The 10,938-nt window shown below is 44.5% G+C and carries 12 protein-coding genes and 1 pseudogene; 3 read left to right on the forward strand and 10 right to left on the reverse strand.

The window, feature by feature from the left end:
- A pseudogene (locus tag VE944_RS01170) lies at positions 1–550 on the forward strand (ABC transporter ATP-binding protein); the annotation flags it as partial.
- Positions 551–721: 171 nt separating this feature from the next.
- Here the strand turns inward: VE944_RS01170 and VE944_RS01175 are convergent.
- The 3 genes from VE944_RS01175 to VE944_RS01185 form a co-directional block, all read right to left on the reverse strand.
- A complete protein-coding gene (locus tag VE944_RS01175) occupies positions 722–1,207 on the reverse strand; it encodes a hypothetical protein (protein ID WP_324971103.1) in 486 nt (161 codons plus the stop codon).
- A 305-nt stretch (positions 1,208–1,512) separates the two neighbouring features.
- The gene (locus VE944_RS01180; protein WP_324971105.1) at positions 1,513–1,881 is read right to left on the reverse strand and encodes a DUF5615 family PIN-like protein; all 369 of its coding nucleotides are present in this window, start codon (positions 1,879–1,881) and stop codon (positions 1,513–1,515) included.
- A complete protein-coding gene (locus VE944_RS01185; protein ID WP_324971107.1) occupies positions 1,878–2,195 on the reverse strand; it encodes a DUF433 domain-containing protein in 318 nt (105 codons plus the stop codon). The genes VE944_RS01180 and VE944_RS01185 overlap by 4 nt, the downstream gene beginning before the upstream one ends.
- Positions 2,196–2,400: 205 nt before the next feature.
- Here VE944_RS01185 and VE944_RS01190 point away from each other — a divergent pair, with 205 nt between their 5' ends.
- Positions 2,401–2,568 (forward strand): hypothetical protein, encoded by a 168-nt coding sequence (locus VE944_RS01190; RefSeq protein ID WP_324971109.1) that lies wholly within the window; start codon positions 2,401–2,403, stop codon positions 2,566–2,568.
- A 176-nt stretch (positions 2,569–2,744) separates the two neighbouring features.
- Here the strand turns inward: VE944_RS01190 and VE944_RS01195 are convergent, their stop codons facing one another.
- From VE944_RS01195 to VE944_RS01225, 7 genes are all read right to left on the reverse strand, one after another.
- The gene (locus VE944_RS01195) at positions 2,745–4,721 is read right to left on the reverse strand and encodes a hybrid sensor histidine kinase/response regulator (RefSeq protein ID WP_324971111.1); all 1,977 of its coding nucleotides are present in this window, start codon (positions 4,719–4,721) and stop codon (positions 2,745–2,747) included.
- Positions 4,714–6,864 (reverse strand): ATP-binding protein, encoded by a 2,151-nt coding sequence (locus VE944_RS01200; RefSeq protein WP_324971113.1) that lies wholly within the window; start codon positions 6,862–6,864, stop codon positions 4,714–4,716. Before VE944_RS01200 ends, VE944_RS01195 begins: the two co-directional genes overlap by 8 nt.
- 197 nt (positions 6,865–7,061) lie before the next feature.
- Positions 7,062–8,072 carry an ATP-binding SpoIIE family protein phosphatase gene (locus tag VE944_RS01205; protein ID WP_324971115.1) on the reverse strand — a complete coding sequence of 337 codons (1,011 nt, stop codon included), beginning with the start codon at positions 8,070–8,072 and terminating at the stop codon, positions 7,062–7,064.
- A 133-nt stretch (positions 8,073–8,205) separates the two neighbouring features.
- Complete coding sequence (locus VE944_RS01210; protein WP_324971117.1) at positions 8,206–8,604, reverse strand: anti-sigma regulatory factor; 399 nt, start codon at positions 8,602–8,604, stop codon at positions 8,206–8,208.
- A complete protein-coding gene (locus tag VE944_RS01215) occupies positions 8,591–9,004 on the reverse strand; it encodes an STAS domain-containing protein (protein ID WP_324971119.1) in 414 nt (137 codons plus the stop codon). The genes VE944_RS01210 and VE944_RS01215 overlap by 14 nt, the downstream gene beginning before the upstream one ends.
- 17 nt (positions 9,005–9,021) lie before the next feature.
- A complete protein-coding gene (locus tag VE944_RS01220; protein WP_324971121.1) occupies positions 9,022–9,897 on the reverse strand; it encodes an STAS domain-containing protein in 876 nt (291 codons plus the stop codon).
- Between the two features lie 501 nt (positions 9,898–10,398).
- A complete protein-coding gene (locus tag VE944_RS01225; protein WP_324971123.1) occupies positions 10,399–10,539 on the reverse strand; it encodes a hypothetical protein in 141 nt (46 codons plus the stop codon).
- 165 nt (positions 10,540–10,704) lie between these two features.
- On the opposite strand from VE944_RS01225, the gene VE944_RS01230 reads away from it, so the two are divergent.
- Positions 10,705–10,938: ATP-binding cassette domain-containing protein (locus tag VE944_RS01230; protein ID WP_324971125.1), on the forward strand; the 234-nt coding region annotated here is incomplete at its 3' end.

Consider the following 10,938-nt stretch of genomic DNA (forward strand, 5'->3'; position numbering starts at 1 on the left):
GAGTGCGCCCAATGTCTTGATTTTAGATGAACCGACAAACGATTTAGATGTTCAGACATTAGCAGTATTAGAGGATTATTTAGAAGATTTTGTCGGGTGTGTAATTGTAGTTTCTCACGATCGCTACTTTCTTGATCGCACTATCGACACAGTATTTTCCTTTGAGGAAGGCGGTAATCTCCGCCAATATCCAGGTAATTACTCGATTTATCTGGACTATAAGAAGGCTGAAGAAGCACAGCAGCAAGCTGCGAACACTAAGGAGAAGCCTAAAAATGTCGAAGTCCAAAATGGTGCGGCTTCACCCAAGGATGTAGAGAATACCAAGCGGCGAAGGTTATCCAATTGGGAGAAAAAAGAATTTGAGCAGTTGGAAGGTAAAATTGCCAAGTTAGAGGCTGAGAAGGCGGAAGCTGAGAAAACACTGGCGAATGTCTCACCGGGGAATTATAGCCAGGTGCAGAAATTGTATGATCAGGTGGAAAAGCTCAAGCAAGCGATCGATGTGGCGACTGAACGGTGGTTAGAATTGGCAGAGATGGAGTCTTAGAGGTTGTTTGAAAAGGGTGCATCCCAGTTTTTAATTAGGAAGGAGGAAATATCGAAAGCGGATTCAAATAGTCCCATCAAATTCGATAAAAATGGAGGAGCAACAAAGTGTAGCTCCTCTATCTTTCAATATTAAAATCTTAAAAAATCAAATTTGATTAGTCATCAAATATTAGCGAATTCGATTCCACTCAAAGATACCAAAGCCACTTGATGCTTTTTGCACAAATCTATTGTTTGAAAAAACCTCAATTGACAAATTTCCGGCACCAGTGTTCCCTCCTTTGGGTACATCAACCCACTCACCCGTTGCTCTATCGCCTGAAATGACTCCTCGGAAGACATTAGAGTATCCGCTTCCCCCGTCACCGTACCACCATAGTTTATCGCCTACCTGTCTAACATAATAAGTCCCACCTTCCTTAGCCTGCCACACACCGGTTAAATTGAAAACTTGCGAAATGAGAAATGTTTGACGCTGGTGGCTTGGTGACAGACTGCTCTCGGATAAAACTCTATGAGTATCTGTTTTTTGTAAAAAAGTTATTGATGCCGAATTTTCAACACCTGTTAAAGTTTTAGCCTTTGCTTCTTGGCTGACTAAAAGATTGAAAAATAGACCTGTTAGTGCGACTGAAACAACTAATTTCAATTTCATTTCAAAGCTCCTACTTAAAATGTTATTTGTAGTAGTACTACAGAAATAAATCGTAGTACAAAGTTAAACTAAGAATGTAAAGGCTAAATAATCAAAGAGTTATAATAACGTTATTCTTAGCTTAAATATTCCTCTTTCAGCCTAACGCACCATGTTATCTAGCGGTGCGTCAGGCGCTCATGTGATGTTTTTCTTTACAAATCATATCTAGAATGCGCCTCACACAATGACAGTTATGTTGCAGTTGCTCATCGTTAAACTATAGCGCTTCCCAGTTTTTAGCTCTAACGCAATCATATTGGATACTATTCATCAATCCAATTACTCAGAAACTCTACCTGATTCTGCATTTCTTCTGCTGACTTAGCTGCAATTAACCTCAAAATACCGCGCATTAGTTCCCCCACTGAGTAACGTTGCTGCTGTACCAAAATCATCTCTGCATGAGATTGTTCTTTAGTCAAAAAATCAGTGTGCAAACGGTAGAAATCTCTGATATTAGAACTATATAAAATAAAACCTTCCTCAGTTGCCCATCTTAGCTGTTCTTCATCGGTATATCCCAGCCTATTCAAATTTAGACTTGTAATCACATCTACACCACGATTTTGTAGAGCCAGAACTAGAGAACGTGCGGTAGAATCCTCATCCATATATAAGTGAATTCGGCTCATGAAAGTTTTTGAATTTTATGCAGTTTCTCTAATCTGTCTCCCTCTGCCTCTTGTGCTGCAATGTCAGCGTCAATTTGGTCGCGGTTAGCATGATAATAAGCTAAAGCGGCATAAACCTGCGCTAAGGTCAAATGACTAATTTGATCTGCAATCTCTTCGGCGCTGTAACCTTGTTTGTACCAGATGGCTATGCGTCTAACTGTCACCCCTGTACCAGCAATAATCGGACAACCGCCGTGTATTGCAGGATGATGGTTAATGAATGTACCAATATCAGTAATAGCTACCAAAACTTGTTCTCCTAAATGTTTCACACTAAAATTATGCTGATTTTAACAATTATATTTTTGCCAAGCCCAAAGTCTTTGGGTTGTGTTTCAGGGCAAATGCATCTAAACTTCAGGCTTGTGGGGTGCAGCGCAGCAATTGGATTTGCCTAACCTGCGATCGCACTTCGATAACACACGACTAACTATCTCTCATAAACTGCGTAGTTTTCCGCCGTAGGCATCGCCTACAATGGTATCAAGCAGGTATCGCATTTACAAACTCTCTTTGGTGTCGATGAGTGAGCGATCGCAATTAATCATAAAATCATTACAGAAATTGTCTAGACTGTTAATGAGCGATCGCCAGGGGTTATCTTTGGCAATGAAAACAATAGCATTACCAATTTTTTTGATATAGACTTCTGTGCCAGTGAGTTGAAAATCTTCAGCTAATTACTAACTTCGGAAAATAAAAGTCATTAGTTTTAATTCTCGGATCGCCAAAGTTGGAAATATAATAAGACTTTCCAGATGTCACATAAAAGTTAGTAATTTTCCAGCCATATTCTAGATTTATATCAGGATGTATCTCAATTATTGCCGTACCCCTAATATATCTAAAATAAGCCGCATTAGTATCTCTGGATCAATTGGTTTAGAAATATGCTGTTCAAATCCAGCCGCTATTGCAAGTTGTTGATTAATCTCTCCAGCATAAGCTGTGAGGGCGATCGCCGGAATTTCTCTGCCCCTGGAAGGTGAGAGCTTTCTAATTTGACGAATTAGTGTATAGCCATCCATATCGGGCATACCAATATCACTAATTAGCAAATCAAATTTTGCTTGCTCCAAAATGCTCAGAGCATCGTATGCTGATTGAGCTTGAGTCACTTGAAAGCCATGCTCTTCTAACAAGAAGGCAATTACCTCTCGTGAATCTGTGTCATCGTCTACTAGCAGTGCTTGCAATCCATGAAAATTAAAGTCTGAGAAATTATGAGGCACAATATCATTGTGATTCAATTTTGCCGTAGGGATGAGTGGCAGCTTGACTGTAAAGGTTGCTCCTTGCCCTTCTCCGAGACTTGCTGCTTGAACAGTTCCCCCATGCAATTCAACCAAATAACGCACGATCGCTAACCCTAAGCCTAACCCCCCAAATTGTCGGGTTGTTGTACCATCGGCTTGGCGGAAGTAGTCAAAGACATAGGGCAGAAAGTCACTAGAGATCCCCCTACCAGTATCGCTGACAGTGATTTGAGCGTATTCCGCAGGATGAGTATCTAATTCTTTTACTGTCTCTAACTGCACCTCGACTTGACCACCCTGTGAGGTAAATTTAATAGCGTTGGTAAGCAGATTCCAAACAACTTGTTGCAGGCGACCAGAATCACCCAACACTTGCCCAACGTTTGGTTCAAATATTGTCTTAATCTGAATAGATTTAGCTTCAGCAGCAAGCCGCACCGTTTCCAGCGCAGCTTTGATGGTAAAAGTTAGGCTGACTGGAACTGTTTTCAAGCTCAATTTGCCTTGGAGAATGCGCGACACATCAAGCAAATCTTCGATCAGTTGTGCTTGCAGCTTGGCATTGCGCTCAATCGTTTCTAGTGCATACTGAGTTTTAGCTGCGTTCTGCTGGCTGGTTTGTAAGATTTTTGTCCATCCCAGAATCGGATTTAAGGGCGATCGCAATTCATGAGACAGCACTGCTAAAAATTCATCTTTGATGCGGTTTGCTTGCTGCGCTTGTTCAGTCTGTTCCTGCAAAGAGACCATCAGCCGATTAAGGCGATCGTTCTGTTCTTGCAGTAAAGCTTCTGCACGCTTACGTTCGGTAATATCGGATAGGATAAAAACAGCACCTGTGAAAGTCCCATGCTCATCAAGTACTGGGTCGATAGTTTTACTAAACCATCTGTCTTGAGACTGAACTTCTAAAACCTGCCGTTGGTGAGTTTCTGTAGCACGGTGAAAGCAAATACCGTCCCCAATTCCCCATTTTACGTTAATCAACTCATAGTAGGTGCGACCTAAAATTTCGCTATAAGGCTTGTAAACGAGTTGCATCATCGCTCGATTACAGCGCAACACTCTGCCTTCTTTGTCTACTAGACATACACCGTCATTGATGGAGTCAAAAGTCGTTTGCCACTCTCGTGCTGAAGATAAAGCTGCTTCCTCTGCCCGTCGAATTCGCAGCAGCGATCGCACTGTAGCCACCAGTTCAATAGGTTCAACAGGTTGTATAAGATAAGCATCAGCACCACTGTCTAAGCCTTCTGCTTTATCTTGACTTTGAACAAAACTTGCCGAAAGGTGTAGCACGGGAATAAAAGCAGTTTCGGGATTTGCCTTAATTCGGCGACAAACTTCAAAGCCTGTAATATCGGGTAATTTGACATCCAAAATCACTAGAGCAGGGAGATGCTCAACAACTGCCTTTAGTCCTTCTGCTCCGGTTGCTGCTTCCACAACCCGAAAGCCTGCATCTTGCAAAATCCGGATCACAACGTAACGATTGGCTTCGTTATCATCCACATGGAGAATTGTAAGCTGTGGTTCAGACATGAATTCCCCCTGAAACCTCTAGAACAAGCCCAGCTTTGACGAGCGCATCTTGAAGTTGGGCGTTCGCCGTTGCTTGAGAGCCTGTTTCTTTAGAAAGAATAGCGATGCTTTGTTGTGTTAACCAGCTGTTCGCTTCTGCATCCAGTTGGGCAGATGAGTGGATAATTACAGGAATTGACGAAGTGACTGAATCATGCCTCAACTGTTTGAGTACATCAAACCCGCTCATCTCTGGCATCTCCAAGTCAAGCACGATCGCAGTCGGTTGCTCGCGTTGTGCCAACGCTAATCCTTCCCGTCCGTTCGCGGCTTCTAAAATACTCAATTGTGTAGTTATTAACAACTGCTTCACCAAATACCGATAGGCAGGGTCATCATCAATTAACAAGATTTTTTGAGGTTTGTTCTGATTAATTAGCGTATTAAGTTTATTCAACAGCTGCAATCTCTCTACGGGCTTAATCAGAAAACCGTTAGCTCCTAGTGCCAGTGCTTGCTTCTCGTTATCAATTACAGTAATAACGACTACAGGGATGGTGCAAGTCATTTCATCTGCTTTGAGTTCTCGCAGGAACGTCCAGCCGTTTTGCCCTTCTAGCATAATATCTAGCATAATCGCCACTGGTCGGACTTGTTGTAATACTTGCCTTGCCTGAGCTAAGGTGCGGGTGGCAATTAATTGATAGGTTGACTGCTGAAGGTGATTTTCGTAAATAAATAGCGTTTCTGGATGATCTTCAACCGCCAGAATGGGCAGGCCAGTTGGTTCAAGTGATGCGATCGGTTGCAGTCGGGTGGGAAATTCAGTTGTGTATGGGTAGATGAGCGGAATCGATACTGTAAAGGTGGAGCCTTGATCTGGCTTACTTCTAACCGAAATACTACCGCCGAGTAGCTCCGCTAGCTTGTGTGATAAAGGCAATCCTAACCCGGTTCCCTTCACCTGCTTTTGCAGAGAAGACTCAATTTGGATAAAATCCTCAAAAATGCGGTCTTGATCGGCGATCGCAATGCCGATCCCCGTATCAGACACGGAAAATGTCACGGTATGACCCCTTTGTACAGCACTCACACGCACTTCTCCCTGCTCAGTAAATTTGAGCGCATTCGAGACAAAGTTTCTCAGAATTTGCGCGACTTTGCCTTCATCAGTATAAAGTGGAGCTATGCCTTCTGGTTCCTCCACAATCAGCGCCACAGAAGAGTCTTGAACCAATAATGGGCGGAGCATTCCCCGCAGGGTTGCAAACAAGTCGCTGGCTTCAAAGGAACTGGGACGCACTTCAATTTTTCCAGCTTCCACCTTGGCCAAATCCAGCAGGTCGTTGACCATTTCTGATAATCCGCTCGCCGCCTTTTGGATGAATGTCACCTGCTTTTCTTGCTCGGCGGTCAAATCGCCATCCATCCGTGCTAGCAGCATCCGAGAAAGCGACAGAATCGAGTTGAGGGGTGTACGAAACTCATGGCTCATGTTCGAGAGAAAGCGGGTTTTTAGCTCGTTTACCTTTTGCAAAGAACTTGCCTTTTCATCCAGTTCTGCGTAGAGAGCAACCACACCACGATTGGTATCTTCCAACTCCCGGTTGAGCTGGGTCAATTCTTCCTCGCGCTTACGTAACTCTGCCATTGTCCGCAGTAATTCCTGGTTTTGTCTTTGAATCTCTTCATAAGGATTCTGGGGCGATCGCTCCATCACAGTTTCTCGAATCTGCTGCAATTGCAAATCGTTAAAATCAGGTGTGCGCTTCGACAATTTTTTGCTCATCACCACCGTTGTTCCCTGTCCCGGCAGCGATTCCATTTCAAAAAAATCCATCAGCTTACGGCTACCCATGATGCCTAGCCCAATTCCTGTACTAGAGGTGTAGCGTCCTGCCAAAACGTCTTCCAGATGAGGAATTCCCTTACCCCGATCCTGAATCCGAATCACAAACGTCTGAGGTTCTCCTACCACAGAAAATTCAACGGTTCCACCTCTGGCATACTGAAAGGCGTTACGGGCAATTTCTGAAACTGCCGTTGCCAATCTTGTCTGATCTTGGGCAGCAAAGCCCAATTGCTCTGCAATCTCACGAGTTCGCTGCCGAGCCTGCACAACATCCTGTTCGTACTGGATTTCGAGGGTGAAAATAGTTGTCATACTAATTCGTAATTAAAGGTTTAAGATGTAGGGTGCGTTGCACTGCGCGACAACGCACCTTGAATTGTTATCGGTGCGCCGAACATGAGATGACATTAAATTGGGAAAGGATGTATTGTTATGCAGGGTAGCGGATAGTAAACCTGTTGTATCAAGCTTTTCAAAGCATATCTTAATTACGAATTACGAATTACGAATTACGAATTATTTCCCATTCCTCTAGCCACTAACACCGTCACATCGTCTCGCTCTCGGTTAAAGTCTCGATATAAAACACCTGCAATCAGGCTGGGATGTTTTTGACTCAAGCCTGGATAGCGATCGAGCTGCCACTTACTGTCTAATCCGTCAGAATGCATAATTAAAAGTCCGTTGGCGTACCAGGGATAGCTAAACTCTTGAATTTTGCGGACTTCATGTCCCACCGTGCCGTTGTGAGACAGCAGATGGTGGTGTTTAGCAAACGAGAAAATGCTGGCAGCGATATTACCAATTCCGGCAAAGCGGACAGACTGTTGTTCAAAATCGATTTCAGCAATGGCGAGTGCTGCTCCTCGCGTACTTCGCAAGGCGGCGTGGGCAGCTTCGACGATCGCACCAGGAGAGCGATGATGTTCTTGAAAGATTTTTACGGCTTGTGAAGCAGCAGTGGCAGCAGCAGGCCCATGCCCTAAGCCATCGGCTACTAACAACAGGCTGCGGCAACGATCGACTTGATATGCCCAGGCATCTCCTGAAATCTGCTCCCCTTGCTTGGGCAAACAGATCGCCCCAATTTCTAAGGTCTTTTCAGGCGGATGAAGTGCGGAGTCTGACCAAACGTGGGCGAGGAGCGCCGTCCCTTGGTTGGGAATAGAGTAGATTTCAAATAAACTAGAGAGGCGAGAAATTGCACCCAGTCCATTGCCTAACGTTTTGCCTGTGGAAAAGCCATCTTGCAAACACTCATCCACATCAACCATTCCCCGTCCTTTATCTAGCGATAAGACTTCAATACCTATGGCTGAATCGTGTTCGAGCAATCTTAGCAATAATACCCCACCCTGACCGTGCTGGATCAGATTGTTCGCAACCTCCGTCACCACAATACCAACCTTGCCCCGTTGGGTTTCCTGAAAACCGAGCCGAGTTGCTAAAGCGATCGCTACCCGTCGCGCTTCCCCAATCTGGCTAGATTCAGTAATTGTAATGGCTACAGATTCTCTCATATCATACCAATTCTCTAAAATGAGGCAACAGATGGAAATCAGGAAAGTCTTACTGGATCTAGATTTCTTAATTGCGTTAGCGCAGCACGGCCTAGCCCATTACGAATTACGAATTACGAATTGCGAATTGGTATTATTTCCATCGTACAATTACTATCCGTGTCCCTTCTCCCACCGCAGACTGAATTTCAAACTCGTTGGCAAGTCGTTTGGCACCGCCCAGTCCCATCCCCAACCCGCTCCCAGTGGTGAACCCATCCTTCAGTGCCATCTCAATATTGGGAATTCCCGGCCCCTGATCTTCAAAAGTCAACCGAAGTCCTCGTTTTCTCCCTTCTTGAAGCATTTCTAGCTTGACTGTGCCACCTCCCCCGTAGTCTAGGGTATTACGGGCTAACTCACTAGCGGCGGTCACAATTTTAGTTTGGTCTACTAAACTTAAGCCAATCTCCACGGCCATCTGGCGCACAGCTTGCCGAACTAATACTATATCTGTAGAAGTTTGAATATTGAGCGTTTCAGTCTGCTGCATCGTCATCTGCACGCCATTTAGTGGCAGCAACCTGATTTTTGGTTTTATTAAGTGAAGAGCGCAACAGTGCCATACCCTTTTCTACGTTTAGGGCAGTCCGAATGTCTGTCAGCGACAGCCCCAATTCTACCAGGGTAATTGCCACAGCAGGCTGCATCCCAACAACAACTGTTTGGGCATCCAACACCCGTGACATTCTGGCAGTATTTCCTAAAATCCTTGCAACGAAAGAATCAACAATCTCTAATGCAGAGATATCGATCAAGACACCGTGAACATTAGTTTCAGAGATGCGGTTGGTCAAGTCATCCTGTAGTGTCATAGCAAGCTGATCGTGCATATCCACTTGGATCGTCACAATCAGGAAATTGCCCATTTCGAGTATGGGAATGCGTTCCATTAGTTTTTCCTGCCTACCTATTTGGGTTGAGAGCGGGTAATGGTAGCACCCAAACGTTTTAGTGAAGTGAGAAAGGCATCGGCTAACGTTGCCTTTGTTGTAACATCAGTCAAATCAATGCCGAGATAAACGATCGTTTGGGCAATTTGAGGACGAATGCCACTGATCATACAATCAGCTCCCATGAGACGGGCAGCCGCAACTGTCTTAAGTAGATGTTGAGCGGTAAGGGTATCCACGGTTACAACCCCGGTAATGTCAATAATGGCAACTTCTGACCCCGTTTCAACAATCTTCTGCAATAACGACTCCATCATCATTTGAGTACGCGTACTATCCAGGGTACCGATAATGGGTAATGCCAAAATTCCCTCCCAGAGTTTAATTACTGGGGTGGATAGCTCCATCAACTCTTCCTGCTGCCGCAAAATCACTTCTTCACGCGCTTTTTGATACACTTCAATTGTCAGCAATCCCAGCTGATCCAGTAAGTTTGTGGCTAGCCATATCTCTTCACCTAACTCAATGGCGTCTTTTAATTGCTGACGCATTCGGTTGAACAGGGGTTGCTTGAACGAAAAGACAAATGTAGCTGTTTCCGCCGGTGTAAAACCTTGTTGCAATCGCGATCGAGAAACGCTGGTTAGCATCGAGCGCATCTCCTGCCAGTCCCCTGCCTGAATATTGCTCAACTTTCCCTGAGCAACGACGACACGAAACAAGCTCAGGAATTCCCGGCACTCCTCTTTTAGCTCGGCTTCTTTCATCAAGCCTCTGCGAATATTGACAGTGGCTAATTCCTGAGTCCACTCCGACAGCAAATCTGCCTCAAAGGTTTCCAGGATCTGCGGTATCTTACTTTCACTCATTGTTCCTAAGGCAACAGTTTTCATTAGTTCCCAATTCAGTGTATGACGATTCAGCTTAACCTAATAGCTGAAGTTGAAAATCGAGTCATGCTTGTTTTGGGAGAAAAATTATAGACTCTCAATGAGCGATTGACTTTCATCATTAATCTCCTAACGAACTCTGACTTTTCACGCTATGTGGAAAAGTCCACGAAAAACCTAACCCCCTAACCCCCAACTCGTCGCGGGAAGAGGGAAATTCAAAGTCTCTCTCCTTTTAGGCTACGGTGTACACACAAATCTTGCCGCAGCCATATTTTTATTAATAAATCTCGCACTGCGTTTCTATCCCGCCTCGGAATGAATTCCGAGTCTCATAGCTAAAGTCCACTCAAGTGGACTAAATAATCGATTCAGTCCACTTGAGTGGACTTCAGCTATCAGCCCAGAACTCCAGTTCTGGGCGGGATATTGGTGAGTGTGACAGTTTCACTCTGACAAAAATATGGGTAGAGGACGACTTTAAAATAGCGATCGCATAACTCATTATCTCTGCTCTGAGCGGTTAGCAACATATTCATCTATAGTCACAGACTCACCATCTTTATACTCAGTGCGAACTGCTTCAATTTCTGCCAGTGTATCTGTATCGTCATAGCGATGCCTGCGGCGGGCTAGCCTACGCATCCGCATCAGGTCAAGCCGCTTGAAAAATGTTGCAGAGCAAGCATCAGAAGAAAATGCTAAAACTGCATAAAGCAGCTTAAAACAAAAGCCTTGAGCAACTTGGGCGTTAGCACGTTAGCGAAATCAGCGCATAATACAATAGCTAGCGTCCATCAAAAGCCATTCATGCCGCAAAATAACCAAACTGCCGTAGAATTCCGCGATGTTACCTTTAGCCGCAATCATCGCCCATTGGTGTCAAATCTCAATTTCACCATTCGCCAAGGAGAAGCACTGGTATTACTTGGGCGCAGTGGTAGCGGCAAAACCACCACAATGAAGTTAATTAATCGCCTATTTACACCTACACAAGGCGAAGTTTTATTTGATGGTATTCCCACAACTCAATGGGATGAAATT

The sequence above is a fragment of the Nostoc sp. genome, from assembly GCF_035638895.1.
In the GTDB taxonomy this organism is placed as follows: Bacteria; Cyanobacteriota; Cyanobacteriia; order Cyanobacteriales; family Nostocaceae; genus Nostoc.